General features: G+C 66.5%; 32 protein-coding genes. 21 read left to right on the forward strand and 11 right to left on the reverse strand.

Annotated elements, in window-relative coordinates; genetic code table 11:
• Window positions 1-113 precede the first annotated feature (113 nt).
• The 11 genes from VF522_RS00755 (at window position 114) to VF522_RS00805 (ending at window position 6002) form a co-directional block, all read left to right on the forward strand.
• On the forward strand, window positions 114-1157 hold the full coding sequence (locus VF522_RS00755; RefSeq protein ID WP_330906287.1) for a hypothetical protein: 1044 nt from the start codon (window positions 114-116) through the stop codon (window positions 1155-1157).
• Window positions 1158-1319: 162 nt separating this feature from the next.
• Window positions 1320-1685 carry a CPCC family cysteine-rich protein gene (locus tag VF522_RS00760; protein WP_330906319.1) on the forward strand — a complete coding sequence of 122 codons (366 nt, stop codon included), beginning with the start codon at window positions 1320-1322 and terminating at the stop codon, window positions 1683-1685.
• 114 nt (window positions 1686-1799) lie between these two features.
• A complete protein-coding gene (locus VF522_RS00765; protein WP_330906288.1) occupies window positions 1800-2282 on the forward strand; it encodes a hypothetical protein in 483 nt (160 codons plus the stop codon).
• 161 nt (window positions 2283-2443) lie between these two features.
• Entirely contained in the window at window positions 2444-2755 is a 312-nt protein-coding gene (locus tag VF522_RS00770; protein WP_330906289.1) for a type II toxin-antitoxin system RelE/ParE family toxin, read from the forward strand.
• A complete protein-coding gene (locus tag VF522_RS00775) occupies window positions 2739-3053 on the forward strand; it encodes a helix-turn-helix domain-containing protein (RefSeq protein ID WP_330906291.1) in 315 nt (104 codons plus the stop codon). The genes VF522_RS00770 and VF522_RS00775 overlap by 17 nt, the downstream gene beginning before the upstream one ends.
• A 141-nt stretch (window positions 3054-3194) precedes the next feature.
• Window positions 3195-3515: a hypothetical protein gene (locus tag VF522_RS00780; protein WP_330906292.1), complete on the forward strand. Its 321-nt coding sequence runs from the start codon at window positions 3195-3197 to the stop codon at window positions 3513-3515.
• 144 nt (window positions 3516-3659) lie between these two features.
• Window positions 3660-4181: a DUF6933 domain-containing protein gene (locus VF522_RS00785; protein ID WP_330906293.1), complete on the forward strand. Its 522-nt coding sequence runs from the start codon at window positions 3660-3662 to the stop codon at window positions 4179-4181.
• An 84-nt stretch (window positions 4182-4265) separates the two neighbouring features.
• On the forward strand, window positions 4266-4613 hold the full coding sequence (locus tag VF522_RS00790; protein ID WP_330906294.1) for a DUF3024 domain-containing protein: 348 nt from the start codon (window positions 4266-4268) through the stop codon (window positions 4611-4613).
• A gap of 149 nt (window positions 4614-4762) precedes the next feature.
• Window positions 4763-5218, forward strand: a complete 456-nt coding sequence (locus VF522_RS00795; protein WP_330906295.1) for a VOC family protein — start codon at window positions 4763-4765, stop codon at window positions 5216-5218.
• A 177-nt stretch (window positions 5219-5395) separates the two neighbouring features.
• The gene (locus tag VF522_RS00800) at window positions 5396-5593 is read left to right on the forward strand and encodes a hypothetical protein (RefSeq protein ID WP_330906296.1); all 198 of its coding nucleotides are present in this window, start codon (window positions 5396-5398) and stop codon (window positions 5591-5593) included.
• 10 nt (window positions 5594-5603) lie between these two features.
• Complete coding sequence (locus VF522_RS00805) at window positions 5604-6002, forward strand: GFA family protein (protein WP_330906297.1); 399 nt, start codon at window positions 5604-5606, stop codon at window positions 6000-6002.
• Here the strand turns inward: VF522_RS00805 and VF522_RS00810 are convergent.
• The 9 genes from VF522_RS00810 to VF522_RS00850 all read right to left on the reverse strand — a co-directional run bounded on the left by VF522_RS00810 (window position 5999) and on the right by VF522_RS00850 (window position 16679).
• On the reverse strand, window positions 5999-6439 hold the full coding sequence (locus VF522_RS00810) for a DUF7673 family protein (RefSeq protein ID WP_330906298.1): 441 nt from the start codon (window positions 6437-6439) through the stop codon (window positions 5999-6001). The two genes, VF522_RS00805 and VF522_RS00810, sit on opposite strands and share 4 nt — an antisense overlap.
• A 77-nt stretch (window positions 6440-6516) precedes the next feature.
• Complete coding sequence (locus VF522_RS00815) at window positions 6517-8484, reverse strand: MDR family MFS transporter (RefSeq protein WP_414709407.1); 1968 nt, start codon at window positions 8482-8484, stop codon at window positions 6517-6519.
• Between the two features lie 122 nt (window positions 8485-8606).
• Entirely contained in the window at window positions 8607-9707 is a 1101-nt protein-coding gene (locus VF522_RS00820) for an AI-2E family transporter (protein WP_330906299.1), read from the reverse strand.
• 117 nt (window positions 9708-9824) lie between these two features.
• Window positions 9825-10994: an ABC transporter substrate-binding protein gene (locus VF522_RS00825; protein WP_330906300.1), complete on the reverse strand. Its 1170-nt coding sequence runs from the start codon at window positions 10992-10994 to the stop codon at window positions 9825-9827.
• A 158-nt stretch (window positions 10995-11152) separates the two neighbouring features.
• The gene (locus tag VF522_RS00830; RefSeq protein WP_330906302.1) at window positions 11153-13009 is read right to left on the reverse strand and encodes a long-chain fatty acid--CoA ligase; all 1857 of its coding nucleotides are present in this window, start codon (window positions 13007-13009) and stop codon (window positions 11153-11155) included.
• A gap of 2 nt (window positions 13010-13011) precedes the next feature.
• A complete protein-coding gene (locus VF522_RS00835; RefSeq protein ID WP_330906303.1) occupies window positions 13012-13809 on the reverse strand; it encodes an ABC transporter ATP-binding protein in 798 nt (265 codons plus the stop codon).
• Window positions 13806-14606 (reverse strand): ABC transporter ATP-binding protein, encoded by an 801-nt coding sequence (locus VF522_RS00840; RefSeq protein ID WP_330906304.1) that lies wholly within the window; start codon window positions 14604-14606, stop codon window positions 13806-13808. The genes VF522_RS00835 and VF522_RS00840 overlap by 4 nt, the downstream gene beginning before the upstream one ends.
• 117 nt (window positions 14607-14723) lie before the next feature.
• A complete protein-coding gene (locus VF522_RS00845) occupies window positions 14724-15800 on the reverse strand; it encodes a branched-chain amino acid ABC transporter permease (RefSeq protein WP_330906305.1) in 1077 nt (358 codons plus the stop codon).
• A 3-nt stretch (window positions 15801-15803) separates the two neighbouring features.
• Complete coding sequence (locus tag VF522_RS00850) at window positions 15804-16679, reverse strand: branched-chain amino acid ABC transporter permease (protein ID WP_330906306.1); 876 nt, start codon at window positions 16677-16679, stop codon at window positions 15804-15806.
• Window positions 16680-16805: 126 nt separating this feature from the next.
• Here VF522_RS00850 and VF522_RS00855 point away from each other — a divergent pair, with 126 nt between their 5' ends.
• Window positions 16806-17609, forward strand: coding sequence for a crotonase/enoyl-CoA hydratase family protein (locus tag VF522_RS00855; protein WP_330906307.1), 804 nt, complete (start codon window positions 16806-16808; stop codon window positions 17607-17609).
• Window positions 17610-17710: 101 nt separating this feature from the next.
• Here the strand turns inward: VF522_RS00855 and VF522_RS00860 are convergent, their stop codons facing one another.
• Window positions 17711-18130, reverse strand: coding sequence for an acyl-CoA thioesterase (locus tag VF522_RS00860; RefSeq protein ID WP_330906308.1), 420 nt, complete (start codon window positions 18128-18130; stop codon window positions 17711-17713).
• Between the two features lie 41 nt (window positions 18131-18171).
• Here VF522_RS00860 and VF522_RS00865 point away from each other — a divergent pair, with 41 nt between their 5' ends.
• Together VF522_RS00865 and VF522_RS00870 are read left to right on the forward strand one after the other, a co-directional pair.
• Entirely contained in the window at window positions 18172-20058 is a 1887-nt protein-coding gene (locus VF522_RS00865; RefSeq protein WP_330906309.1) for an ABC transporter ATP-binding protein/permease, read from the forward strand.
• A 2-nt stretch (window positions 20059-20060) separates the two neighbouring features.
• Window positions 20061-20405 (forward strand): hypothetical protein, encoded by a 345-nt coding sequence (locus VF522_RS00870; protein WP_330906310.1) that lies wholly within the window; start codon window positions 20061-20063, stop codon window positions 20403-20405.
• Here the strand turns inward: VF522_RS00870 and VF522_RS00875 are convergent.
• Complete coding sequence (locus VF522_RS00875) at window positions 20402-21610, reverse strand: MFS transporter (protein ID WP_330906311.1); 1209 nt, start codon at window positions 21608-21610, stop codon at window positions 20402-20404. The genes VF522_RS00870 and VF522_RS00875 overlap by 4 nt on opposite strands.
• A gap of 148 nt (window positions 21611-21758) precedes the next feature.
• On the opposite strand from VF522_RS00875, the gene VF522_RS00880 reads away from it, so the two are divergent.
• From VF522_RS00880 to VF522_RS00910, 7 genes are all read left to right on the forward strand, one after another.
• The gene (locus VF522_RS00880) at window positions 21759-22352 is read left to right on the forward strand and encodes a hypothetical protein (RefSeq protein WP_330906312.1); all 594 of its coding nucleotides are present in this window, start codon (window positions 21759-21761) and stop codon (window positions 22350-22352) included.
• 101 nt (window positions 22353-22453) lie between these two features.
• Entirely contained in the window at window positions 22454-23116 is a 663-nt protein-coding gene (locus tag VF522_RS00885; RefSeq protein WP_330906313.1) for a VOC family protein, read from the forward strand.
• Window positions 23116-23571: a metallophosphoesterase family protein gene (locus VF522_RS00890; RefSeq protein ID WP_330906314.1), complete on the forward strand. Its 456-nt coding sequence runs from the start codon at window positions 23116-23118 to the stop codon at window positions 23569-23571. Before VF522_RS00885 ends, VF522_RS00890 begins: the two co-directional genes overlap by 1 nt.
• A 12-nt stretch (window positions 23572-23583) precedes the next feature.
• The gene (locus VF522_RS00895) at window positions 23584-24000 is read left to right on the forward strand and encodes a VOC family protein (RefSeq protein WP_330906315.1); all 417 of its coding nucleotides are present in this window, start codon (window positions 23584-23586) and stop codon (window positions 23998-24000) included.
• 48 nt (window positions 24001-24048) lie between these two features.
• Window positions 24049-24399, forward strand: coding sequence for a polyhydroxyalkanoate granule-associated phasin (locus VF522_RS00900; protein WP_330906316.1), 351 nt, complete (start codon window positions 24049-24051; stop codon window positions 24397-24399).
• Between the two features lie 195 nt (window positions 24400-24594).
• Entirely contained in the window at window positions 24595-25281 is a 687-nt protein-coding gene (locus tag VF522_RS00905) for a hypothetical protein (RefSeq protein ID WP_330906317.1), read from the forward strand.
• Window positions 25282-25288: 7 nt separating this feature from the next.
• Window positions 25289-25883: LysR family transcriptional regulator (locus VF522_RS00910; RefSeq protein WP_330906318.1), on the forward strand; the 595-nt coding region annotated here is incomplete at its 3' end.

The following is a 25883-nucleotide window of genomic DNA, read 5'->3' on the forward strand; positions in this document are numbered from 1 at the left end:
AGTGGTCCGTCCGAAAACAGCATGAGCCGAGAAAATGAGATCGAAACTGCCTGAAAACGCTGGATCCGGAGTGGCAATTCGCGTCACGTGCCGAATCAACGTGCCAGCAGTGCGTGCGAATCGGCCTTGTTCAGACCTTCCTTAAGTTGCAGACGCTACTAACGGAGCTACTTGTCGCACGCGGAATTGCAGTTCACCTCATCGAAGGACGAACGAAGGAGGTGGCGAGCTTCCGCGAGAAGATAACCCGTGCCTCCAAGGCATACGTCAATCCTCTTGTCGAGCTCACGGATCTCACGGGCATACGCATCATCGCCTACTACCAGGACGATGCACTAGCGATCGGGTCCCTCATTGAAGAAGAGTTTGTTGTTCGCGGCTTGAGTGGCGCGAGTGATGGTGAGTTACCGGGCGAGTTTGGATATAGGTCTGCACACTACATCGTTCAGTTGTCCGATACTCGTGCCTCACTCATCGAGTGGGGAGGGCTGGGAGGCCTCAAGGCGGAAATCCAGGTCCGTACGGTTCTACAGCATGCCTGGGCAGCGATTTCGCACAAGCTCCAGTACAAGAGGGAGGAGGACGTCCCTCGCACTCTCAGACGCAAGCTTTCCCGTTTATCCGCTCTGTTCGAGATCGCTGACGACGAGTTCTCTGCACTAAAGAGTGCCTCTGGGGTGCTAGTGCATCAAATTAGTGAAAGGCTTTCAGTTGGGGATCAGCGCATCGCGATTGACAAGCTCTCGGTGAGAAAATACCTGGAGACATCCCCAAAGGTAAAGAAGCTTTCCGAGATTGCCGAAGCGGCTGGATTTACCTTCGATGTCGAGGACGACTTGGACGAGGAAGAGGACAAGTCGGATTCGGTGTCTCAACTTATTCAGCTTGCTGGCGTCGCCGGGCTTCGAACCATTGAGGATCTGGATCAAGCGATCACTACTACGCCCACTTCTGCGCAGGCATACCTCTCGAGGCAATACCGTGCTGAGAACGAAGAAGATCCCGGGCGCTGGGGAGCCACTCCGGGATTCATTTGCCAACTCATGCTTATTGGTGCGAAGGCATCACATATCCGCGCTAGTTTTCTCGAGCAAATGGGCTGGGACATCGGCATTGCTAGTCGCGTGTTGCGAGTGGCTAGGGAGGAAAATGGCTAGACGAGCTCGCGCATGGCGCTCCGGAAGATGCCAGTCGCGGTTGCGGGCTAACAGGTCGGTCGACTCGGACACGTTGCGGCAAGGGGCCGCACGGCGCCGTTGGAAATCCTGCACCGTGCGGCCCCTTGCCGCAACGTGCCGGTCACCTTCACGTTAGACCGCATGACAGCGCCGCGCTTCACCTGTCCGTGCTGCGGATACCTGACACTCGGAGATTGGCCGGGCTCGTATGAGATCTGCGATGTGTGCTCTTGGGAAGATGACTTGGTCCAACTGCTAGATCCATGGTACGGCGGAGGAGCCAATCGGCCGTGCTTGGTAGATGCTCAGAGTTCGTTCGCCGGGGGTAGCGCAATACCAGAATCCTTGAAGAGCGTGAAGGGTGTGCAAGCTGGCGAAGGACGAGACCCTCAGTGGCGTCGAGTGGTGGCTGCTGACCGCGCATTTGTCCGCCGCCTCCGCGATCTGAACGACGAGCAGTTCCGAGACCTGGGTGTGCTGTACTACTGGAGGCTCAATGCGGTCTAACAGGTCGTTCGACGCGGACACGCACCGGCAAGGCGCCGCAAGCCGTGCGCGCGAGCATACGTCTCGCGGCGCCTTGCCGGTGCGTGCCGGTCAACTCCGACGTTAGACCGCTTTATGAGCGCCTCGCCTCAAGATCTGGCTGCTCTCGCTGCGTTGCGGCGCGCGTTTGCTACATGCAAGCGGCCGGCGCATTTCACGAACTACGAGCACTGCGAGGAGTGTGCGGAGCACGATCAGACTCTGCTCTCACGCACTCCTGATACCCTGACCTTTGACGACGTAGGGAACCCCGGTTGGGAGCCGATTTGCTTTGTCTCACCTGAGGGCTTCGCGTATTTCCTGCCAGGTTTGGCGCGCTTGGTGTTTGAGGATGCGCCCCAGGTATGCAGCTGGTACGGAAGCCAATTCTTCTGGCATCTCATCCTCGACGGGCCTGGAAACGTGCGCTTCCAGTTCTGCTCTCCGGAGCAGCGGAAAGCCGTAGCGGAGTTTGTCGCATACCTGATCGAGTCACGCCCCGAACAGATAGAAGCCGAGTTCGCCTCTGACGATGCAGTTCGCGCCCATCAGATTTGGAATGGTGATGAATCGGTCTAACTTGTCGGTCGACTCGGACACGTTGCGGCAAGGCGCCGCGAGGCGCCATTGGATATCCTGCACCTCGCGGCCCCTTGCCGCAACGTGCCGGTCACCTTCACGTGATGCCTCAGCAAAACCGGCCGCTGGACAACTATGCGCCTTAGGAGTATAGTCCGCGCATGCTCACGGTCGTAGAGACCCTTCTTTTTCAGAAGCAATGGCCGCTTTACTGGAGTGAGGAGGAGCGGGGCGAGTTCGCCGCGTTCATCGCGGAGCGTCCCGAGGCCGGAGATGTGGTTCCCGGTTCTGGTGGCATACGGAAGGTGCGCTGGAGCCGGGCTGGTACGGGCAAGTCCGGTGGCGTGAGAGTCATCGACTACGTTCGTACCGCGCAGGAAGACCTCGTTCTCCTGACGCTGTACGCGAAGTCGAAGACCGACAACCTCACCGGCGCGAAGTTGAAGGAGATCCGCCGTGCCCTCGAAGAGTAGACCCCTGACCGAAGCGCAATTGCGCGCATACGAATCTAAGCGCGACCTGGCAGCCGAATTGCTCGAGTCAGTGCAGCAGATGAAGGCCGGGAAGACCCAGGTGGTTTCTTCCCCCGCTATCGAAGCCCGTGAACGCACCGGGCTCTCTCAGTCGCAATTTGCCAAACTCCTTGGCGTGTCTGTGCGCACCCTTCAGGGCTGGGAGCAAGGCCGCAAGCAACCGAGTGGGGCTGCTCGCACTCTCCTCGCCATCGCCCGCAAGAATCCCAAGGCATTGCTGGCGGTTGCTGGCGAGTAGCGGGGCGTGAGGCATAACAGGTCGGTCGACTCGGACACTTTGCGGCAAGGGGCCGCTCAGTGCCGTTGGAAATCGTGCACCGTGCGGCCCCTTGCCGCAACGTGCCGGTCATCTTCACGTTAAACCTCACAGGCAGGCACCGTGGAACTCTCGAAGTCTGAGCGCAAGAAGCTGCGCGACCTCACCGGCGAGATCTATGAGACCGAGATCGACCGATTGTTGGGGGACCTGCACGTCCAATTTGAGCGGTGGCAGAAGAAAGAGATCCTTGGATCAGAGCTTCAACGCGAGATCCACGCATTCGACCAGCATCAGTTTCGCGAGCTATGGTCGATGTACAACAACGTGACTGAGTCGATGCTCGTGGCCCGCGGTGTGGCGCTTGGGCTCATCGATGCAGCAAAGGTTCCACCAGAGCTTCTGGCGAAACTGGATGTCGGCTATTGGCAGGAGGAGAAATGACCCGAATGCAACTGAGGTCTAACAGGTCGTTCGACCCGGACATGCGGCGGCATGGCGCCGCCAGGCGGGCTGGTGAGCGTACGCCTCGCGGCGCAATGCCGCTGCGTGCCAGTCAACTCCGACGTTAAGCGGACTGGAAGCCCCATGCTGACCCTGCGCTGTACCCAAAAACTACTCGCCCGCGGCTTGGAGAGCACTGCAGGCGCGGAGGAGCCGCCGACCGCCTTGCTTGGAGATTGGTACGCCAACGTTCTCAGTCGCAGGCCGCAGCATCTTGTACTTTGCATAAGCGAGAGAACGCTCTTGCCAGTCATCCTCCCTGCCAAGGATGCGAAATCCCTGCCCAAGCGGCTGTCGGAAGCCGTTTGCCTCCTTCTTGACCGCCTCGGTATCGAGCCGGGAGAGATCGAGCGTGAGAGAAGGGAAATGTGCGCAGTGCGTGTTGGACGCACTGTTAGCCGAGGCGTACTGGGCTCCCTGAACGATCTGATGTTCCATTTGCGGGTCGGCCTGGACATGAATCCGGAGACGTCGCTCGTGGAACAAGCACATTGGCTCGCCGAAACCCCGTGCAAGCCTATCGAGTACGCCAGCCCGGCCAAAGCTACGCAGGCGCTATTCGCATCGTCTGTAGTCCTGGCGAAGGTGGGGTCTGGTGCGCCTTGACATGGCAGTCGACGCGGATGCCCTATCGGCCGGATTCCGCCTGCCTATGACCCGCCGATCACCTTCACGTCATATGGTACGAGCATGGCCCTGAGCGAACTTGAGACTGCCCGCGCTAACAAAACTCTCGGCGAGTTCATCGAGCGCCGTAGGCCGCCTCCGCACATTCGTCACGAGCTTGACTTTGGTTACCGGGTGTCGGGGCAAAGCGTCGAGCTCTTCGAGATCCGGCCCGTTTGGGATCGCCCAAGCGAGAAGATGGAAAGGCCCGTAGCGAAGGCCAGCTTCGTTCGGAATCAGAACGTATGGCGCGTCTATTGGCAGCGAGCCGATCTCAAGTGGCATCGCTACGAGCCCGCCCCGGAGGTGCCTGGACTCCCGGAGTTTCTATCCGTAGTGGAGGAGGATCACCATGGCTGTTTTTGGGGGTGAGGTGCCGTATACCAGGTCGGTCGAAGGGAACACGTTGCGGCAAGGGGCCGCAAGGCGCCGCTGGAAATCCTGCACCGTGCGACTTCTTGCCGCAGCGTTCCGGTCGCCTTCGCGTTAGAAACTTTACGTTAATCCTCAAGGGAGGCATCATGGCACTGAAGCGCATGGACAACGTAGGCATCGTGGTGGAGAACATCGATGCCGCGATCGAGTTCTTCACCGAACTCGGCCTCGAGCTCGAGGGACGCGCCCCGATCGAAGGGGCCTGGGCAGATGGCGTCACAGGGCTGCCGAACATGCGCGTGGAAATTGCCATGATGCGTACGCCGGACGGTCAGGGGCGGATCGAGATCTCGCGGTTTCTCGCGCCCCCTGTGGTGGCCGATCACCGCAGCGCTCCGGTGAATTCGCTCGGATATCTCCGCATCATGTTCACCGTCGATGACATCGACGCTACGCTCGCTCGGCTCGGCAAGCGTGGCGCGAAACTCGTTGGCGAACTGGTTCAATACCAGGACTCCTACCGGCTCTGCTACATCCGAGGTCCGGAAGGAATCCTCATCGGGCTCGCGCAGGAAATCGGGCAGCGGCGTCAACCCGCATGAAGAGGCGCGATGTGTTCCTCGCGTGGTCCCTCCATTCGGCAGAACGTGCCCTTCATGAAGGGAAGGCCGTGGGTTCGCCACGACGAGCATTACCACGTCGACTTCTCGATCCGGTGCCAGCCCCATGCAGGCTGACAGAATCCATCCGGCAGATTTGACAAGCGAGTACTCCAACACATGATCTCCATCGACCACTGGATCCTTTGGGCCATCGGCTCCGGCGTGTTCTGGCTCTGGGTGCTGTGCTGGGGCGGTGCCGAACGACTGGAGGGAACGTTCGCTTCCGGATTCCTCATCAGCTGGTTCGCGCCCAAGTGGTCGGCCGAAGGGATCAAGCCATCGTGCTCGCTTCTCCGCAGGGCCGCGCGTTGGTAGGCTTGTGACCATGCAGAAAACCTATGCCGGCTCCTGCCATTGCGGCCGCGTCCGGTTCGAAGCCGATCTCGACCTCACGCAACCGAGCTTCCGCTGCAACTGCTCCATCTGCCGCCGCACGCGCTTCTGGCCGGCGGTGGCGCGGCCGGAGCAGTTCCGGCTGCTTGCAGGCGAAGGCGAGCTGACCGAATACCTGTTCAACAAGCGCAGGAACCAGCACTTCTTTTGCAGGCATTGCGGCGTTCGCGCGTTCGGGGTGGGGAACGACACGCCGATCGGCAAGATGATCGGCGTGAACATCGGATGCCTCGAAGGCGTGAGCGAGGAGGAACTGGCGAAGATCCCGATCGTGCGCATCGACGGGATGAACGACCGGATGGAAGCACCGGCGTTTTTCGCGCACCTCTAGGCGTTCGCCAGCGACCACTTCCCCAGCACCCGCGCCACGCGACGCGCGCCACCCGGGACGTTCTCCACGAGATTCAGGCGGGCGTAGCGATAGGCGTTGAGTACGTCCAGCATGTCGTCGCCCGCGTACTGGTCCTGCCCGCGCAGGATCGCGAGCGACAGGGGCCGCTGGTTCCAGATGGAGGTGAGGAAGCCGGCGATGTCGTTCGGCTGCCGGGTGTCGCTCTTTTCCAGCTGCTGCAGCAGCCGGTCGAAGGCCTGGAGGCCGCGCTCGGTGGCCTCGTGCGAGCTGACTTCTTCCATCGTCAGCCGCGCCCTCTCCAGCAGGGTGCCCTCGTGGTCGACCTTCATGCGGTCGCCCCGCCCGACGACGAGTTGCACGCGCTGGATGCGGTCCAGGTTGGCCTGGTGTCGCCGTTCGCGATCGGATTTGCCCATGGCAGTCCCCTTGCTTGGCCCTGCCTTTGTACTGCAAGGCCAGCCCGACGGGAAGCGGGCGGACCCGGAAGCCCGCGTCAGGACGTTCCGGGCTGGCGCGCCGGCGGCACCAGCTGGCCCCTGAGGACCCGCAGCAACTCCGTCATGTCCGTGCGCTGCTCCGGCGACCACTGCGCGAACAACCGGTCCAGGTGCGCGCGCCGCGCAGCCGCCAGCCGCTCCAGCGCCCCCAGGCCGGCTTCGGTGACCGACCAGCCTCCGCCCGTCTTTTCCCGCACGAAGCCGCGCGATACGAGCAGGCGGCCGGCGTCTTCCAGCTCCTGGGGACTGAAGAGGGTTCTGGGGGGCAGGGCGGTTGCCGGTTCGCGCTGTTCCTCGCCCAGGCGATACAGGAGTCCGGCGCCTTCGGGCGGCAGGTTCACGCCGGCTTCCGCGACGATCAGGCCCAGGTGCTGGCGTTTCAGGTCGCGGTCCATCACGGCGGCCAGGCCGCGCACCAGTTCGTCTTCGGCGGACGGCGAGCGCGGCATCGCCACGGCGTCGCCCATCTCCTCGCCGACGTCGGCGCGGGTGGCGGCCAGCGTGTCGCGCAGCGGACGCTCCGGCAGCAGCCAGCTCGCCGCGAAGCCGGCCAGCGCCACGATCGCCGCCACCTGGAACAGGGTCGCCATCGCTTCGGTGTAGCTGCGCACGTAGACCGCTCGCGCATCGGCGGGCAGCTGCGCGAGTGCCTGCAGGTCGGGCATGCCGGCGCCGCCGCTCGAACGCGTGACGATCGTCACCAGCACCGCGCCGAGCACCGCGGTGCCCACCGCGCCGCCGATCGAGCGGAACAGCGAGGTGCCCGCGGTGGCCACGCCGAGGTCCTTGTAGTCCACCGCGTTCTGCACCGAGATCACCAGCACCTGCATGGTGAGGCCCATGCCCATGCCCAGCAGCAGCGCCAGCACGAGGATGAAGGGCAGGCCCGCCTGCGCATCGAGCGTGGACAGCGCCCCGAGGGCGATCGTCATGAGTGCCGTGCCGACGATGGGGAACACCTTGTAGCGGCCCGTGCGGCTGATCATCTGCCCGGAGACGATCGACGACGCCAGCATGCCGGCCATCAGCGGCAGCATCTGCAGGCCGGCGATCGTCGGCGTGGAGCCCTGCGCCACCTGCAGGTAGATCGGCAGGTAGGTGACCGAGCCGAACATGGCGAAGCCCGCGACGAGCCCGACGAGCGATGCGATGACGAAGGCGCGCTGGCGGAACAGGTGCAGCGGCAGGATCGCCTCCGGCGCGCGCCGCTCGACGAGGGGGAAGGCGACCAGCGACAGCGTGCCGGCCGCGATGAAGCCGACGATGAGGGGCGAGCTCCAGGGCAGCTCGTGGCCGCCGAGATCGGTCACCAGGATGATGGCGGTGAGCAGGATCGTCAGCAGGATGGCGCCGGCGTAGTCGATGCGCGGATGCGCGCGGGCCGGCGAAGCAGGCAGGGTCGCGGCGATGATCGCCAGCGCCACCGCGCCCAGCGGCAGGTTGATGAAGAAGATCCAGCGCCAGCTCAGGTGGCTGGCGAAGTAGCCGCCGATCAGCGGGCCGGCCGCGCTGGCGAGGCCGAACACGGCGCCGAACAGGCCCTGGTAGCGGCCGCGGTCGCGCGGCGGGATGATGTCGCCCACCACCGCCATCGCGGTGATCATCAGGCCGCCGCCGCCCAGGCCCTGGATCGCGCGGAAGACGATCAGCTCCATCATGTTGCGGCTGGCGCCGCACAGCGCGGAGCCGGCGAGGAACAGCACCACCGCGATCTGCAGCATCTTCTTGCGGCCGTACAGGTCGCCGAGCTTGCCGTAGATCGGCGTGATGACCGTCTGCGCCAGCAGGTAGGAGGTGACCACCCACGAGAGGCGCTCCAGGCTGCCGAGCTCGCCCACGATCATGGGCAGCGCGGTGCCGACGATGGTCTGGTCCAGGGCGCCGAGAAGGAGGGCGAGGAGCAGGCCGCTGAAGGCCATCAGGACGGAGCGGCGGTCGAGCTGGGGAGGGGAGGCCGGGGGCATCCGGCGAAGTTAGCATCGCCCGCCGCGGGCGTGTTGCGACTCCCCGTCATCCCCGCGCAGGCGGGGATCCAGGGCATTCGGAATACGGAAGCTCTGGGTCCCCGCCTGCGCGGGGATGACGGCTAGCTGGGAGGCGGCGCCGGCGGCGGAACGCGGCTCTGCTGTCGCAGGGCCGCCAGCATGTCCCAGCTCACCAGGAAGACCGCCGCGATCACCGGGCCGATCACGAAACCGTTGAGGCCGAACACCACGATGCCGCCCAGCGTGGCGACCAGCACCAGGTAGTCGGGCATGCGCGTGTCCTTGCCGACCAGGATGGGGCGCAGGACGTTGTCGACGAGGCCGATCACCACTCCGCCCCACAGCGTGAGCCCGATGGCCTGCAGCAGCTGGCCATTGAAGAAGAACCAGGCCGCCACCGGCCCCCACACCATCACCGCGCCGACGGCGGGCAGCAGCGAGAACAGCGCCATCACGGCACCCCACAGCACCGCGCCCGGCACGCCCAGCACCGCGAAGGCGATGCCGCCCAGCGCGCCCTGCACCAGCGCCACCACGATGTTGCCCTTGACGGTGGCGCGCACGACGGTGGCGAACTGCCGCAGCAGGCGCTCGGTGTGCATGGGCTCCAGCGGAATCGAGCGGGCGATGCCGCGCGTGAGCTTCTCGCCGTCGCGGAACAGGAAAAACACCACGTACAGCATCACGAAGAAGGCGACGATGAAGTCCAGCGTCACCTGGCCGATGCTCATCACGCGCGAGGTCACGACCTGGCCGCTGCTGGAGAGCGCGGCGAGGATGCGCTGTTGCATCTGGCTGAGGTCCGTCAGGCCGAAGCGCTGGAGCATGGAGCGCGCCCACTCGGGCAGCGCCTCGATGGCTTTCTGGAAGTAGGAGGCGAGCTGGATCTCCCCGGAGCGCATCTTGTCGACCAGCACCGAGGCCTCCTGCGTGACCGATGCCGCGAGCAGCGACGCCGGCAGGATCACGATCAGCAGGATCACCGTGAGCGAGGCCGCCGCCGCCATGTTGGCGTGCCCGTGGCTGCCGCGCAGGAAGCGCTGGTGCATGGGCCAGAACACGATGGCGATGAACACGGCCCAGCAGACCGCGCCGAAGAAGGGCCAGATGATCAGCGCGAACAGCAGCGAGGCCAGTGCCACCAGCACCAGCAGCGACTTGTACTCGAGCTCCGGCTTCCTGAGCGGGTTGGGCGAACTCATCCGGGCGAGGGTAGCAAAAAGGCCGCCTACTGGGGGCGGCCTTCCGCGATCTTGTCATCCCGGGCTTGACCCGGGACCCATGGATTGCGGGTCAAGCCCGCAATGACAAGGGTGGGGTCACGGCCTGACGTAATCCGACACCACCTTCCACCGCCCATCCTGCAACTGCGACATGCGCGACAGCTCGTTGCCCAGGCGCTTCTTGGGGCCGAACTTCATCTCCGGGCTGCCGAACATGTCGGGCTCGTAGGTCATGGTGTCCATGGCCTTGATGAAGCCCTCCGTGGAAAGGTTGGGGCCTGCCTTGGCCGCCGCCTTCGCGAAGGAATCGATCGCCTGGTAGCCGTACACCGAGAACACCGTGGGATCCTCGTTGAACCTGGTCTTGTACTTGTTGGCCCAGAAGCGGATCGGCTGCGAAGACTCGTCCAGGTAGGGATGCTGGGCGGTGTGGGTGGCGTAGAGGCCGTCCATCGCCTTGCCGCCGAGCTTGTGGATCAGGTCCGTGTACGACGCGCTGGAGCCCACGAAGACGGGGTTGTAGCCGGTCTTGCGGGCCTCGCCGATCGCGCCGATGGTCTCGCGGATGATGGTGCCCAGCACCACCATGTCGCAGCCGGCGGACTTCAGCTTCGCGACCTGCGACGAGAAGTCGGTGGCGCCGCGCTTGTAGGTCGTCTTCTCCGCCAGTTCCATGCCGGCGGCCTTGAGGCCCGCTTCGGCGCCGCGCATCACTTCCAGGCCGAACTCGTCGTCCTGGTACATGGTGCAGACCTTCCTGGCGCCCTTGTCCTTGGCCAGCTTGGGCACCACCGTGCGCATCTGGTCGTAGTAGGTGGCGGCGAAGGAGTACTTCAGGCGGTGGAAGGGCTCGTACATCTCGCGCGCGGCCGTCACCGGGAAGAAGTTGATCACGTTCTTCTCGAACTGCACCGGCATCGCCGCCATGTTCTGCGCCGTGCCGATGTGGCCGACCATCGCGAAGATCTTGTCCTGGTTCACCAGCTTCTGCGCGGCGAGCACGGCCTTCTTGGGGTCGTAGGCGGAGTCCTCGACCACCAGCTTGATCCTGCGACCGTTGATGCCGCCCTGCTCGTTGATCTCGTCGACGCGCAGGATCATGCCCAGCCGCACCTGCTTGCCGAAGCCGGCGATCGGGCCCGACAGGTCCTGGATCGACCCGAGCACGATCTCGTTCTTGCCGACGCCCTGGTTGGCGTTCTGCGCGCCCGCCGCCCCGCAGGCGAGGGCCAGCGCGGCCAGGACGAGTGAGGGGAGCTTGGTCACGGTTCGTCTCCTTGTTGGAAGGGATGGAAGAGGATTCTTGCGGGCCGGCAGAGCGTCAATCGCGGTTTCCATTAGGTAGTGACCAGCATCCTTGTCATCCCGGCCTCGAGCCGGGATCCATGGATTGCGGGTCAAGCCCGCAATGACAAGGCACTCGGTCAGTGATACATCGCCTCGATCTGCGGCGCGTACTTGGTCTGCACCAGCTGTCGCTTCAGCTTCATCGTGGGCGTCAGCTCCTCGTCTTCCGCGGTGAGCTGCGTGTCCAGCAGGTAGAACTTCTTCACCTGCTCCACCCGGGCGAATTTCCGGTTGACGCGATCGAGTTCCGACTGGATCAGCTCCTGCACCTGCGGCGCGCGCGTGAGGCTGGCGTAGCTGGAGAAGGGCACGTCGTGGTCCTGCGCGTACTTCTCCACGTTCTCCTGGTCGATCATCACGATCACCGTGAGGAAGGGGCGCTTGTCGCCGATCACGACGGCGTCGGTGATGTAGGGCGAGAACTTCAGCTCGTTCTCGAATTCGCTGGGCGTGATGTTCTTGCCGCCCGCGGTGATGATGATGTCCTTCATGCGGTCGGTGATGCGGAAGTAGCCGTCCGCGTCGACAGCGCCGACGTCGCCGGTGCGGAACCAGCCGTCGCCGGTGAAGGATTCGGCCGTCTTCTCCGGCTGGTTCAGGTAGCCCATGAAAATGTTGGGTCCCTTCACCTGGATCTCGCCGGTGGCCGGGTCGATGCGCATCTCGTTGTGCGGGCCCGCCGGGCCGATGGAGCCGAGCTTGATGCGCTGGGCCGGCACGCAGCTCGAAGCGCCGCAGGTCTCCGTCATGCCCCAGGCCTCCAGCATCGGCACGCCGAGCGCGAGGTACCACTTGATCAGGTCCGGCGCGATCGGCGCGGCGCCCGTGAGCAGGTAACGCGCGCGGTGGATGCCCATCAGCTTGCGCACGTTGTCCAGCGCCAGCAGGCGCGCGAGGCGAAAGCGCAGGCGCAGAGAGGCGGGCACCGGCTGGCCGGCCAGCACCTTGTCGACCACCTGCATGCCGACGGCTATGCCCCACTGGTAGGAGGCCTGCTGCAGGAACGTCGCTTCCTTCAGCGCGATCATCACGCCCGAATAGAACTTCTCCCAGACGCGCGGTACCGCGAACAGCACGGTGGGCTGGATCTCGCGCACGTTCTCCGGCACCGTCTCCGGGTTCTCGACGAAGTTGATGGTGATGCCGTAGTACAGCGGCAGGTATTCGCCGCCCATGCGCTCGGCGATGTGGCAAAGCGGCAGGAAGCACATGCGGTCGCCTTCGCTCTCCGCCGGGATCACCTTCGCGTAGGCGCGCAGCTCGTACAGGAGGCCCGCGTGGCTGTGCATCGCGCCCTTGGGCCGGCCGGTCGTTCCCGAGGTGTAGACCAGCAGCGCGAGTTCACCGGGCTGCGTGGCGGCGGAGCGCCGTGCGACGTCGTCGGGATGGGCGCGGTTGTACTCGCGGCCCAGCGCGCGCAGCTCCTCCAGGCCGATCACGCCGGGATCGCGCAGTTCGCGCAGGCCCTTCATGTCCATCACCACCACCTTGCGCAGCAGCGGCAGTTCGCCGCGCACTTCCAGCGCCTTGTCCAGCTGCTCCTCGTCCTCGACGAACAGGATGCCGGTGCCGGAGTCCGAGCACAGGTAATGCACCTGCACCGCCGCGTCGGTGGGATAGATGCCGTTGACGATGCCGCCGCAGGAGTGGATGGCGAGGTCGGCCCACACCCATTCGGCCCTGGTGTTGCACAGGATGGAGGCGGTGTCGCGCGGCTGGAAGCCGAGCGCCATCAGGCCGCCGGCGATCTCGGCGACGACGTCGCCCACCTGCGTCCAGCTCCAGCTGCGCCAGATGCCCAGTTCCTTCTGCCGCATGCAGGTGCGGCCTGCGCGTTCGCGCACGCCGTTCCAGAACATCTGCGGCAGCGTCTCGCCGGCGATGCCTTCCGCGTGCCGGTCGGCCAGGGTCGCCGCGTCCCAAAGGTTGCTCATGGCTACCTCCAGCTCTTTTTCTTCTTCCACCTGCGCTCGCCGCGCACGCCGGCTTCCTTCATGCCCAGGTAGAACTCCTTGATGTCTTCCTTCTCGCGCAGGCGCGCGCAGGTGTCCTCCATCACGATGCGGCCGTTCTCCAGCACGTAGCCGTAGTCGGCGGCGTTGAGCGCCATGTTGGCGTTCTGCTCCACCAGCAGGATGGTGGTGCCGCGCTCCCGGTTGATGCGCACCACGATCTCGAAGATCTCCTTGGTGAGCTTGGGCGAGAGGCCCAGGCTCGGCTCGTCCAGCAGGATCAGGTGCGGCGCCGCCATGATGGCGCGCGAGATCGACAGCATCTGCTGCTGGCCGCCGGAGAGCAGGCCGGCGTCCTGCGCCGCGCGCTCCTTCAGGATCGGGAAATAGGCGTAGACGGCTTCCATGTCGCGGGCCACGCCGTCGCGGTCGCCGCGGGTGTAGGCGCCCATCAGGAGGTTGTCGTGCACCGACAGCAGCGGGAACACCTCGCGGCCCTCCGGCACGTGCGACAGGCCCTGCTGCACGATGAACGCGGGGTCGCGCGCGGTGATGCTCTCGCCCTTGAACTCCACGCTGCCCTTGCGCGGATCGATGATGCCGGAGATGGTCTTCAGGATCGTCGTCTTGCCCGCGCCGTTGGAGCCGAGCACGGTGGCGATCTCGCCGCGCCGCACCTGCAGGCTGACGCCGCGGATCGCCTTGATCGGCCCGTAGGCGCTCTCGACGTTGGAAAGCTTGAGGACGGGCAGGTCGCTGACGGCGGGGGGATTGCTGCTCATGTGGTCTCCCTGCGCAGCGACGACACATCCTCCACGCTCCCCAGGTACGCCTCCACCACTCCCGGATGCATCTGCACGTCCCGCGGCGTGCCCATCGCCAGCACCTCGCCCTGGTTCATCGCCAGCACGCGGTCGCTCACCTTGGACACCAGCGTCATGTCGTGCTCCACCATCAGCACGGTGATGCCCAGTTCCTGCTGGATGTCCTGGATCCAGAACGCCATGTCCTCGGTCTCTTCGACGTTCAGGCCGGAGGAGGGCTCGTCGAGCAGCAGCAGCTTGGGCTCGGTGCACAGCGCCCGCGCCAGTTCCACCACCTTGCGCACGCCGTAGGGCAGTCCGGCCACCATGGAATCGCGGTGGTGCTGCAACTCCAGCAGGTCGATCACCTGCTCCACCTTCTGGCGCGCCGCGATCTCCGCTGCCCGCGTCTTCTGCGTGAAGAACATGTCGCTGAACACGCCCGTGACGCGGTGCGTGTGGCGGCCGATCAGCAGGTTGTGCAGCACCGAGGCGTGCTCGAACAGCTCGATGTTCTGGAAGGTGCGGGCGATGCCCAGGGAGGCGATGCGGTGCGGCGGCTGGTGGGTCAGCGGCTTGCCTTCGAAGTCGATGGAGCCGGTGGTCGGGTTGTAGATGCGGCTGATCAGGTTGAACACCGTCGTCTTGCCGGCGCCGTTGGGGCCGATCAGCGTGAACACCTCGCCGCGCTTCACGTCGAAGCTGACGTCGTTGACCGCCAGCACGCCGCCGAAACGCACGCTGAGGTTCCTGGCGGACAAAAGAATTTCACTCATTCCGTGCACACGCACTGGCGTGTCTCTTCGCGTGCCGCCGCGGATCCGGCTTTGCCGGGCCGCTGGGGGCGCCCCCTTGAGGGGGAGGCGGCCGTAGGCCGCTTCGGGGGTGGGCCATCATCTGAGTCGGTCCGATTTCTGGAAGGCCTTCTGCCGCTTGAACAGGCCCTTGCGGTAGAACGGGAACAGCTGCAGGTAGGTGCGCACCTTCAGCCAGCGGCCGTACAGGCCCAGCGGCTCGAACAGCACGAAGGCGATCAGCACCGCGCCGTAGACCACGGCCTTCAGGCCCGGCGCGTTGCCGATGGTCTCGGGCAGGAAGTCCTTCACCGAGCTGATCGCCTGCGGCAGGCCGATCAGGAAGATCGCGCCGAGGAAGGCGCCATGGATCGAACCGAGGCCGCCGATCACCACCATCAGCAGCAGGTCGATGCTCTGGATGATGTTGAACTGGTCGGGCGAGAGGAAGCGGATCTGGTGCGCGTAGAGCGCGCCGCCGATGCCGGCCAGCGCCGCGGAGATCGCGAAGCTCAGGGTCTTGTAGCGCGCCAGGTGGATGCCCATGCTCTGCGCGGAGATCTCGGAATCGCGGATCGCCACGAAGGCGCGGCCGGTGGGCGAGCGCAGCAGGTTGAGGCAGGCGAACGTGGCCAGGATCGCGACGGCGAGGCACACGAAGTAGAAGGAGGCGGCGCTGTCGGCCGTCCAGCCGAACATCTTCACTGCGCCGACCGTCTTGCCCGCATTGCCGCCGGTGACGCTCTCCCAGCGCGCGAACACTTCCTCCACGATGAAGCCGAAGGACAGCGTCGCGATGCCCAGGTAGATGCCCTTGACGCGCAGCGCCGGCAGTCCGACGACGATGCCCACCGCCGCCGACAGGCCCGCGCCCACCAGCAGCGCCAGCGGGAAGGGCCAGCCCATGCCGGTGAGCACGGCCTGCGCATAGGCGCCCACGCCGAAGAAAGCCGCGTGGCCGATGGAGAAGAGGCCGGTGAAGCCCGCCAGCAGCATCAGGCCGAGACCCACGATGCCGTAGATCAGGATGAAGGTGAGCTGCGCCAGCAGGTACTCGGTGAGCAGCAGTGGCGCCGCGAGCAGCAGCAGCACCAGCAGGCCGTACCAGAACAGGTGGCCGCCATGCCGGGCAAGCTGGATGTCCTGCGCGTAGTCGGTCTTGAACAGGAAGCGCATCGTTCAGACTTTCTTGCGCAGCTTCTCGCCGAACAGCCCGTTCGGCATCACCACCAGCATCAGCAGCACCACGATGTAGGCCGCGATGTCCTTGAAGCCTTCGGGCAGGTAGAAGCCCGAGAGCGACTCCACCACGCCGATGATCAGGCCGCCGACGATCGCGCCGGGCAGGCTGCCGAAGCCGCCCACCACCGCCGCCGGGAAGGCCTTCAGGCCGATGAAGCCCATGTTGGCGTGCACGAAGGTGATGGGCGCGAGCAGCAGGCCGGCGATCGCGGCGACCGCCGAGGCCAGGCCCCACACCAGCGAGTTGAGGCGCTTGACCGGGATGCCCATGTAGTAGGCGGCGAGCTGGTTCTGCGAGGCTGCCTGCATCGCGATGCCGACCTTGCTGTACTTGAACACCGTGTAGAGCACCGCGCACAGCACCGCGGTGGCGGCGATCACCGCCATCTGCTCCACGTTGAGCACCAGGCCGCCGACGTTCCAGACCTGGTCCTTGTAGGGCACGGGCAGCGTGTGCGTCTCGGTGCCGATGCCGGGCAGCATCGTGATCAGGCCGCGCGCCACGTAGCCGATGCCGATGGTGAGCATCACGATGGAGAAGGCCGGCTGCCCGAGGATGGGGCGGATGACGATCGTTTCGAGCAGCAGCCCGAACAGCGCCATGGCGACGATCGCGCTGACCACCGCGACCCAGAAGGGAAACCCCATGAACGTCATGGCCGCCAGGCCGAAGAAGGCGCCCAGCATCATCAGTTCGCCTTGTGCGAAGCTGACGGTCTCCGTGGCCTTGTAGATCAGCACGAAACCCAGCGCGATCAGCCCGTAGATGCAGCCCTGTGCGATGCCGCTGATCACCAGCTGTAGGAATTGCACGCTCGAGGGACCCTCTTGTTGTCCGTGTGTCGCGGCTGTTATAGCGGCGGCGCGCGCGGCCAGACAGAGGGTTCGCCCGGGGTGTGTCGCGCGCCGGACTGGCGCGCGCCGGGGTGTAATCCGCGCATGGACACCGACACCGTGCGCATCGAGCGGCAGGACGCCGTCACCATCGTCACGCTGGACCGCGCCGCCGTTCGCAACGCCGTCGACGGCGAGACCGCCCGTCGCCTGCACGAGGCGTTCGTCGCCTTCGACGAGGACGACACGACGCAGGTCGCGGTGTTCCATGGCGCGCACGGCCACTTCTGCGCGGGCTGGGACCTGCAGGACGGCGCGCGCATGGCGCAGCAGCACGCCAGCGCGAACGTGGTGGCGGAGCTCGAATTCGATGCGGGGGATGCGCAGCCCCTGGCGCCCATGGGGCCGTCGCGGCTGTTGCTGTCCAAGCCGGTGATCGCCGCCGTCAGCGGCGCCGCGGTGGCCGGCGGCATGGAGCTGGCCCTGTGGTGCGACCTGCGGGTGATGGAGGAGGACGCGTACTTCGGCGTCTACTGCCGCCGCTTCGGCGTACCGCTGATCGACGGCGGCACCGTGCGGCTGCCGCGGCTCGTCGGCCTGGGGCACGCCATGGACCTCATCCTCACCGGGCGCAAGGTGGAAGCGGCGGAGGCGCTGGCGATGGGCCTCGCCAACCGCGTGGTGCCGCGCGGGCAGGCACGCGAGGCGGCGATCGCGCTAGCGCAGCAGTTGTGCAGGTTCCCGCAGGCGACGATGCGGGCCGACCGCATGAATGCGTACGAGCAGTGGGGCAAGCCGCTGCCGGAGGCGCTGAAGGGGGAGTGGGAGAGGAGCAAGCACCGGGTGGGCGATGGCTTGCAAGGGGCGGCGCGGTTCGCGGCGGGCGAAGGGCGGCACGGGAAGTTTTGAAGTCCGTCATCCCCGTCATCCCCGTCATCCCCGCGAAGGCGGGGATCCAGGGCATTGAGGACAGCGGAAGCTCTGGGTCCCCGCCTGCGCGGGGATGACGCTTATCGCGCGATCGCCTTCGGCTTCCCGTTGTCGTCGATCGCCACGTACGTCAACAGGGCCTCCGTCACCTTCGCGAACTGCCCCTGGTTGCGGAAGCTCTCCGCGAACACCTCGACGTCCACCGTGATCGAGGTGTTGCCGACGCGCGTGACCGAGGAATAGAAGCTGAGGATGTCTCCCACCCGCACCGGCTGCTTGAAGATGAATTCCTTCACGGCCACGGTGGCCATGCGGCCGCGGATGATGCGCGCCGGGATCACCGAGCCGGCCAGGTCGACCTGCGCCATGACCCAGCCGCCGAAGATGTCGCCGTTGCCGTTGGTGTCCGCCGGCATGGGGATCACCTTGAGCACGAGCTCCTTGTCCGAAGGCGGGGCGGCGGGGGCGGGGGTGGCGTGGACACTGGAATTCGCGGACATGGGCACAATCTGCAGGTTTCTTCGGAACCGGATTGTCCCCCATGCGCCGCGGCGGCGAACTCAGCTCCTCCCAAATCCCTGCGCCCCCGACGGCCGCCGGCGCCAAGGCGCCGCGAACGGACTGGATCACGCTCCGGCGCCTGTTCCCCTACCTCTGGCAGTACAAGGGGCGGGTGATCGCCGCGCTGGCCTTCATGGTGGCCGCCAAGGTGGCCAACGTCGGCGTGCCTGTGCTGCTGAAGAACCTGGTCGACGCCATGGACGTGAAGGCGGGCGACGCCACCGCGCTGCTGGTGGTGCCGATGGGCCTGCTGCTCGCCTACGGCCTGCTGCGCCTGTCGACCTCGCTGTTCACCGAACTGCGCGAACTGGTGTTCGCCAAGGCCACGCAGGGCGCCGCGCGCAGCATCGCGCTGGAAACTTTCCGGCACCTGCATTCGCTGTCGCTGCGCTTCCACCTGGAGCGCCAGACCGGCGGCATGACGCGCGACATCGAGCGCGGCGTGCGCGGCATCGAGTCGCTGATCTCCTATTCGCTCTACAGCATCGTGCCCACGCTGATCGAGGTGGCGCTGGTGCTGACCATCCTGGCGGTGAAGTTCGACGCCTGGTTCGCCTGGATCACGATCGCGGCGCTGGCCGTCTACATCGTCTTCACGGTGTCCATCACCGAGTGGCGGACCCAGTTCCGCCGCGAGGCCAACGAATTCGATTCGGCGGCCCACACCAAGGCAGTCGACTCGCTGCTGAATTACGAGACGGTCAAGTACTTCAACAACGAGGATTTCGAGGCCAGGCGCTACGACCAGAGCCTGGAGCGGCTGCGCCGGGCCCGGCTCAAGAGCCAGACCACGCTGTCGATGCTCAACACCGGCCAGCAGCTGATCATCGCGATCGGCCTGGTGGCCATGCTGTGGCGCGCCACGCAGGGCGTGGTCGACGGCCGCATGACGCTGGGCGACCTGGTGATGGTCAACGCCTTCATGATCCAGCTGTACATCCCGCTCAACTTCCTGGGCGTGCTGTACCGCGAGATCAAGCAGAGCCTGACCGACCTGGACAAGATGTTCACGCTGATGGAGAGGGAGCGGGAGGTGGCGGACAAGGCGGGAGCCGTCCCCCTGCGCCCCCACCCTAACCCTCCCCCGGAGGGGGAGGGGACCAGAGACTGGACCGTCCGCTTCGAGCACGTCGACTTCGCCTACGAGCCCACCCGTCCCATCCTGCACGACGTCTCCTTCGAGATCCCCGCCGGCAGGACGGTGGCGGTGGTCGGGCCGTCCGGCTCCGGCAAGTCCACCCTGGCACGCCTGCTCTATCGCTTCTACGACGTGCAGCAGGGCCGCATCACCATCGCCGGCCAGGACGTGCGCGAGGTCACCCAGGGCAGCGTGCGCGAGTCCATCGGCATCGTCCCGCAGGACACGGTGCTGTTCAACGACACGGTGGAATACAACATCGCCTACGGCCGGCCCGGCGCCAGCCGTGCCGAAGTGGAGGACGCGGCGCGGGCCGCGCGCATCCATTCCTTCATCGAGTCCACGCCCAAGGGCTACCAGACCATGGTGGGCGAGCGCGGGCTGAAGCTCTCCGGCGGCGAGAAGCAGCGGGTGGCGATCGCCCGCACGCTGCTGAAGGACCCGCCGATCCTGATCTTCGACGAGGCGACGTCGGCGCTGGACAGCGCCAACGAGCGCGCGATCCAGGCGGAGCTGAAGAGCGCCGCGCAGAACAAGACCACGCTGGTGATCGCGCACCGCCTGTCCACCGTGGTCGACGCGCACGAGATCCTGGTGATGGAGCTGGGCCGCATCATCGAGCGCGGCACGCACCAGGACCTGCTCGCCAAAGGCGGGCGCTACGCCGACATGTGGGCCCTGCAGCAGAGCGCCGAGGGCGAGCGCTTCACCGAAGTGATGGGGATGTGACGATGGGCGCAGACGGCCAGTTCGCGGAGTACGTGTCGCACGAGGAATTCCGCGCCGGCCTGCCGGCCGGACGTTTCCGGATCGTCGTCGATCCCAAGCTGGCGCGCCGCTACGTGTCGCAGCGGCTGTTGCTGATGGTGGTGCTCCTTCCGTTGATCGGCGTGGGCATCGCGCTGGCGCTGACCGGCCAGACCTGGTTGGGAGGCTCGCTGGTCGCCGTCGGCGTGCTGTTGAACCGGGTGCTGATGTGGCAGGCGCCGAAGATCCTGCTGCACATGGCGCTGCGCGATCCGAAGGTGTATGCGCACGTGACGCAGAACGGCCTGATGGAAGTGCGAAGGGCCTAGGCGGCCGCCAGGCGGCCGCGCAGCAGCGGCGCCAGCATCCACAGCCCGATCGCCGGCCCCAGCGCCAGCCAGGGCAGCACCGCCGCCAGCGGCCAGGCCTGCGCCGCACGCACGAACAGCTCGATGCTCACCACCGAGATCGCGAAGCCGATGCAGTTGCTGAAGGTGAGCACGCTGCCGACCACGGCCGGCGGCGCGTTCTGCGCGGTCAGCGTCGAGAACTGCGGCGAGTCGCCCGAGACCGTCGCGCCCCACAGCAGCAGCCAGGCCAGGAACAGCGGCAGCGGCGCGACCAGCATCACCGGCGCCGCGAGGCAGCAGGCGCCGCTGGTGGCGAGCTGCAGTTGCGCCACGCGCGCGCTGCCGATGCGCCGGGCGGCCAGGCCTCCCAGCACGCAGCCCGCGAAGCCGGCGGCGATCGCCCAGAACGAGCCGGCGCTGACGGCATTGCCCTGCAGCCGCGTGGCGAGGATCACCGGCACCAGCACGATCATCGCGTAGAGCTCCCACATGTGGCCGAAGTAGCCGAACACCGAGGCGCGCACGCTGCGGTCGGTCCAGATCAGGCCCAGCGCCCGCGGCGTGATGCGCGCGGCGCGCACGGCGTTCGGATGTCGCGGCACGAGGAAGGCAGTGGCGAGTCCGCCCAGCACCGCCAGCAGGGAGACGGCGATCACCACCACCTGCCACGGCCGCAGGCTGCCCACGGCCAGCAGGCCCGCGCCGCCATTCCCGGCGATCGCCCGCAGCCCGTGGGGCAGGGCGGTGCCGAGGATCAGCGCGCCGATCAGGATGCCCATCACCGCCGCGAGCCGTTCGCGGTACCAGCTGGCGGCGATCTTCATGCCGACGGGGTAGATGCCCGCGAGCAGGAAGCCGACGCCGAAGCGCAGGGCCAGCAGCAGGCCGTAGCGGCCGTCGGCGAACAGGATGGCGGCATTGCAGGCCGCGCCCAGCAGCGAGCAGGCGAGGAAGACGAGCGCCGGCGGGAAGCGGTCCGCCAGCATCAGCAGCGCGAACACCAGCGTGCCGGCGACGAAGCCCAGCTGCACCGCGGAGGTCAGCGTGCCGAGCGCCGCGGCCGGCAGGGCCCAGTCCTGCTGCAGGTCGGGCATCACCGCGTTGACGGCGAACCACAGCGACGTGCCCGCGAATTGCGAGAGCACGATGACGGGGAGGATGCGCGGGGGAACGGCGACGTTCACCCTCGAAGCATAGCGGCCGCGCCCCGGTGATTGCTACCGCTTGCCGGTCGTCGGAAAACAACGGGTTGCGGACCTCTCCTCCATGCGGGTCTTGTTGCGAAGCAGAGCCTGCGGCACAAACGGGCCTTTTCAAGGAGGAGGTGATCCCATGTCTTTTTCGATTCGCACCCTGTTCGCCGTCGTGGCGATCGCGTTGGTGTCCGGTTGCGCGGGAACCGATTTCAAGCGGCCGGATTCCGGTGTGGTGGTGGTCGGCAAGTCCACGCCTGACGATGTGATGCGCGTGATGGGGACGCCGCGCCAGACCGGCGAGGTGATCGTGAACGAGCAGAAGGTGAAGACGATGACGTACGTGTTCGCCGCCGCCGGTGGCGAGCCCACGTACCCTGGCGTCGTCCCGGCGCGTGCGATGACCTTCGCCACTTTCCAGGAGCGCGTCGTCGGACAGGAGTTCGTCAGCTCGTTCAAGCAGGATGCCAGCGAGTTCGACGATTCCAGGATCGCGTCCATCGTGAAGGGCAGGACGACGCGCCAGGAGGTGCTGGCGCTGCTCGGCAAACCCAGCGGCGAAGCCGTGTACCCGATGATCAAGCAGAAGGACCATACCGGCCTGATCTACACCTATGCGCAGGCCAAGGGCACCGTTTTCAACATGAAGTTCCACAGCAAGTCGCTGACCGTTTCGTTCACTCCCGGCGACTTGGTGGCCGACGTGGACTACAAGTCCGTGGGCGAGAAGTAGATCGCTCCTTCGGGGAAGCGCCCCCGGCGCTTCCCCATCCGTGTCAAGTGCTTGCCGTTCCCGGTATCGCAGCGCTAAAAAGGGGGCCGGAAGGAGTCCGCATGGACGAAGACCTCGACGCCCTGTCCCGAGAGCAGCTGCTGGCCGAGGTGCGCGCTTTGCGCACCGGCATCCGCGCGCATCGCGACGCCGCCGGCCACGACCTGTGCTGGCACCACCCCGCCCTGTGGGGATTGCTGCCGGAGCCGAGCGACCCCTTGCCCGTGGTGCCGGATTGGCCGCAGTTCCTGCGGGGCTGCATCGCGTATCGGCAGTCGCTGGACGAACAGGCACCGGATGCGCCGCGCCGCGCCGCCGAATACCGGGCGGAGATCGCGCTCGACCACCTGATCGTCCCCGTGCGCGACCGCCGCGCGGCCGCGGAGCGCCTCGCTTCCATCCTCGACGTCGCCTGGGCCGAGACCGGCATCGGCCCGTTCAGCCCGGTGTACGTGAGCGACGGCCTCACGCTGGATTTCGACCAGGCCGAGGGCGACTTCCCGGTGCTGCACTTCTGCTTCCGCGTCGACGAAGCGCAGTTCGACGCGATCCTGCAGCGGCTGCAGCAGATGCAGGTCCCCTACCGCAGCACCCCGCACGGCCCGGTGGACCGGCGGGTGAACACGCACCATGGCGGCCGCATCGTCTACTGGAACGAGCCCGGCGGCCACGTGTGGGAGGCGCTGACCCACAGCTACGCGCGGCAGGGCCAGAATCCGGCGTAGTGCTCCGCATCGGCCTGATTTCCGACACCCACGACCTGCTGCGCCCGGAAGTGCTGGACTTCCTGCGGGGCAGCGACCACATCCTGCACGGCGGCGACATCTGTGGCGGCGCGGTGCTGCAGGCCCTGGCGGCGCTGGCGCCGCTGACGGCCGTGCGCGGCAACAACGACCGGGGCGACTGGGCGCGGGCGCTGCGCGAGCGCGAAGTGGTCGAGCTCGCCGGTGCGAGGATCCTCGTGGTGCACGACATTGCGGACCTGAAGCGCGCGCCGGACACTTCGGGGGCGGGCACGGTGGTCTACGGCCATTCGCACCAACCCATGGTGGAGCAGCGCGGCGGCGTGCTCTACGTGAACCCCGGCAGCGCGGGTCCACGGCGCTTCAAGCTGCCGATCGCGGCGGGGGAGCTGCTGGTGGACCAGGGCCGCGTGAGCGCACGCATCGTGCATTTCTGAGAGGAGGCTTCCATGCTGCGGATCCGCGAGATCGACCACCTGGTGCTGCGCGTGCGCGACGTCGACACCATGATCCGCTTCTATGGCGAGGTGCTGGGCTGCCCGGTGCATCGCATCGACGAGAAGCTGCGGCTGGTGCAACTGCGTGCCGGCCGCGGGCTGATCGACCTGGTCCCGGTGGACAGCGAGCTGGGCCGGGCGGGCGGCGCCGCGCCGGGAAAGGAAGGCCGCAACATGTACCACTTCTGCCTGCGCGTGGAGCCCTGGGACGCGGAGGCGATCGCGGCGCACCTGCGCGCGCACGGCGTGGATCCCGGCAAGGTGGCGCTGCGTTTCGGTGCCGGGGGGCAGGGGCCGTCGATGTACGTGACCGATCCGGAAGGCAACACGGTGGAACTGAAGGGTCCTCCGGAGCCTGCCGCGGCGTGAGGCTTTGGCCGACAGCGCCGCGCGAGCGCACTGCGCAGAATCCCGCGGATGACACGCCGCCGCTCCCCCAAGCTCGCCCGCCAGGCCTCCGAACTCGCATTTGCGGTGCCGCAAGTGGTGGCACACCGGCTGACCCGCATGGCGCTCGCCGGACCCCTGCCCAATGCGCGCGACCGGCGCGAGTTCCATGCCATGGGGCAGGAGAAGGTGCATGCCTTCTGGCAGTCGTGGTTCGCGATGGGGTGGGCGATGGTGGAGGCGATGCAGCAGGGGTGGATCGCGATGTTGCAGGGGGCGAGGGTGCCGTTGTTGGACACGCAGCAGATCCTCTCGCGCGGGCTCGCTCCGGTGCATCGCAAGGCCACAGCCAACGCACGGCGCCTAGCACGCACGCGCTAGTCGTCATTCCCGCGAAGGCGGGAACCCAGGGCTTCCCAGCGGCGCGCAGCGCCTCGGACTCCCAACGCCCTGGATCCCCGCCTGCGCGGGGATGACGGTGTTTCCGCGCCGCCCGACGCAAGCGCCCACCAAGGGAAAGCCTTCGGCGGACGGCCGACACATCCGGGTATAAAGCCCGCCCAAAGGGAGGCCTCCATGCGTTCGTTGCGTCTGTTCTTCATCGCCGCCTTGCTGGCCGCATTGGCGGGCTGTGCCTCGGTGGCGCCGGGAGTGCCAGCTTCCGTGGCGTCCGCGCCGCAGGACAGGACGGGCTGGGTGTTCGGATCGCTTGGAACTGCCGGCAGTTCGCCGATCACCAGCCATGGCTTCTTCTATCGCGCCAAGGGGGCGAGCGATGCGGCCATCGTCAGCTGGCGGTACGACGGGCGTTCGGGTTTCGCATCGCCGTTGGGGTTGGGCAAGGTGTTCAGCGACAAGCCGGATTTCCGGGAGGGCATCGAGGCAGGCATCGCGTTCGCCTACCGTTTGCCGGCCGGCGAATACGAGCTGTACGACGTACGGTTCCACATGGACCAGGCTACCTACAACGCCAAGGAAAAGTTTTCCGTGCCCTTCCGTGTCGAAGCCGGATCGGCGACGTACCTCGGCGAGTTCATCGCGCGTGATGCGAGGGCACGCAACTTCTTCGGAATGCCGATCAAGGTGCCGGGGTATTACGCGATTCGTCAACGGGTGGAGCGCGACCTGGACGTGCTCGCCGCGCGGGGCATCGACTTGCCGCGCGACCGCATCATCGACGCGTCCGCGGGCGTGCTCGGCACCGGCCTGCCGTTTTTCCAGGAGAACCGCATGCCGGCGGCGAGACAGGCTTCGCCGCAATAATCCCCCCATGGAAACCAAGTGGCTGGAAGACTTCGTCAGCCTCGCCGAGACGCGCAGCTTCAGCCGCTCGGCGCAGCTGCGGCACGTCACGCAGCCCGCCTTCTCGCGCCGCATCCAGGCGCTCGAGGCCTGGGCCGGGACGGACCTCGTGGACCGCAGCTCCTATCCGACGCGGCTCACGCCCGCGGGCGAGACGCTCTATGCGCAGTCGCTGGAGATGCTGCAGGCGCTGCAGAACACGCGCGCCATGCTGCGCGGCCATGCGTCCGCCGGCCATGACGTCATCGAGTTCGCGGTGCCCCACACGCTGGCCTTCACCTTCTTTCCGGCCTGGGTGTCCAGCCTGCGCGAGAAGTTCGGGCCGATCAAGAGCCGCCTGATCGCGCTGAACGTGCACGACGCCGCCATGCGCCTCGTCGAGGGCAGCTGCGACGTGCTCATCGCCTACCACCACGCTTCGCAGCCCCTGCAGCTCGATGCCGACCGCTACGAGATGGTGCCGCTGGGCCAGGAGTCGCTCGCGCCCTACTGCAAGCCCGATGCGGCGGGCGAGCCGATCTTCCGGCTGCCCGGCCGGCCCGGCCAGCCGCTGCCGTATCTCG

Origin of the sequence: Ramlibacter sp. (assembly GCF_036383835.1) — a bacterium.
GTDB lineage: Bacteria > Pseudomonadota > Gammaproteobacteria > Burkholderiales > Burkholderiaceae_C > Ramlibacter.

Excerpts from the sequence above, each read along its gene's own strand:
- VF522_RS00760 (WP_330906319.1), top strand. The coding sequence starts at position 1,320 with ATGACAGCGCCGCGCTTCACCTGTCCGTGCTGCGGATACCTGACACTC.
- VF522_RS00765 (WP_330906288.1), top strand. The coding sequence starts at position 1,800 with ATGAGCGCCTCGCCTCAAGATCTGGCTGCTCTCGCTGCGTTGCGGCGC.
- VF522_RS00770 (WP_330906289.1), top strand. The coding sequence starts at position 2,444 with ATGCTCACGGTCGTAGAGACCCTTCTTTTTCAGAAGCAATGGCCGCTT.
- VF522_RS00785 (WP_330906293.1), top strand. The coding sequence starts at position 3,660 with ATGCTGACCCTGCGCTGTACCCAAAAACTACTCGCCCGCGGCTTGGAG.
- VF522_RS00790 (WP_330906294.1), top strand. The coding sequence starts at position 4,266 with ATGGCCCTGAGCGAACTTGAGACTGCCCGCGCTAACAAAACTCTCGGC.
- VF522_RS00795 (WP_330906295.1), top strand. The coding sequence starts at position 4,763 with ATGGCACTGAAGCGCATGGACAACGTAGGCATCGTGGTGGAGAACATC.
- VF522_RS00800 (WP_330906296.1), top strand. The coding sequence starts at position 5,396 with ATGATCTCCATCGACCACTGGATCCTTTGGGCCATCGGCTCCGGCGTG.
- VF522_RS00805 (WP_330906297.1), top strand. The coding sequence starts at position 5,604 with ATGCAGAAAACCTATGCCGGCTCCTGCCATTGCGGCCGCGTCCGGTTC.
- VF522_RS00810 (WP_330906298.1), bottom strand. The coding sequence starts at position 6,439 with ATGGGCAAATCCGATCGCGAACGGCGACACCAGGCCAACCTGGACCGC.
- VF522_RS00815 (WP_414709407.1), bottom strand. The coding sequence starts at position 8,484 with ATGCCCCCGGCCTCCCCTCCCCAGCTCGACCGCCGCTCCGTCCTGATG.
- VF522_RS00820 (WP_330906299.1), bottom strand. The coding sequence starts at position 9,707 with ATGAGTTCGCCCAACCCGCTCAGGAAGCCGGAGCTCGAGTACAAGTCG.
- VF522_RS00830 (WP_330906302.1), bottom strand. The coding sequence starts at position 13,009 with ATGAGCAACCTTTGGGACGCGGCGACCCTGGCCGACCGGCACGCGGAA.
- VF522_RS00835 (WP_330906303.1), bottom strand. The coding sequence starts at position 13,809 with ATGAGCAGCAATCCCCCCGCCGTCAGCGACCTGCCCGTCCTCAAGCTT.
- VF522_RS00840 (WP_330906304.1), bottom strand. The coding sequence starts at position 14,606 with ATGAGTGAAATTCTTTTGTCCGCCAGGAACCTCAGCGTGCGTTTCGGC.
- VF522_RS00845 (WP_330906305.1), bottom strand. The coding sequence starts at position 15,800 with ATGCGCTTCCTGTTCAAGACCGACTACGCGCAGGACATCCAGCTTGCC.
- VF522_RS00855 (WP_330906307.1), top strand. The coding sequence starts at position 16,806 with ATGGACACCGACACCGTGCGCATCGAGCGGCAGGACGCCGTCACCATC.
- VF522_RS00860 (WP_330906308.1), bottom strand. The coding sequence starts at position 18,130 with ATGTCCGCGAATTCCAGTGTCCACGCCACCCCCGCCCCCGCCGCCCCG.
- VF522_RS00865 (WP_330906309.1), top strand. The coding sequence starts at position 18,172 with ATGCGCCGCGGCGGCGAACTCAGCTCCTCCCAAATCCCTGCGCCCCCG.
- VF522_RS00870 (WP_330906310.1), top strand. The coding sequence starts at position 20,061 with ATGGGCGCAGACGGCCAGTTCGCGGAGTACGTGTCGCACGAGGAATTC.
- VF522_RS00880 (WP_330906312.1), top strand. The coding sequence starts at position 21,759 with ATGTCTTTTTCGATTCGCACCCTGTTCGCCGTCGTGGCGATCGCGTTG.
- VF522_RS00885 (WP_330906313.1), top strand. The coding sequence starts at position 22,454 with ATGGACGAAGACCTCGACGCCCTGTCCCGAGAGCAGCTGCTGGCCGAG.
- VF522_RS00895 (WP_330906315.1), top strand. The coding sequence starts at position 23,584 with ATGCTGCGGATCCGCGAGATCGACCACCTGGTGCTGCGCGTGCGCGAC.
- VF522_RS00900 (WP_330906316.1), top strand. The coding sequence starts at position 24,049 with ATGACACGCCGCCGCTCCCCCAAGCTCGCCCGCCAGGCCTCCGAACTC.
- VF522_RS00905 (WP_330906317.1), top strand. The coding sequence starts at position 24,595 with ATGCGTTCGTTGCGTCTGTTCTTCATCGCCGCCTTGCTGGCCGCATTG.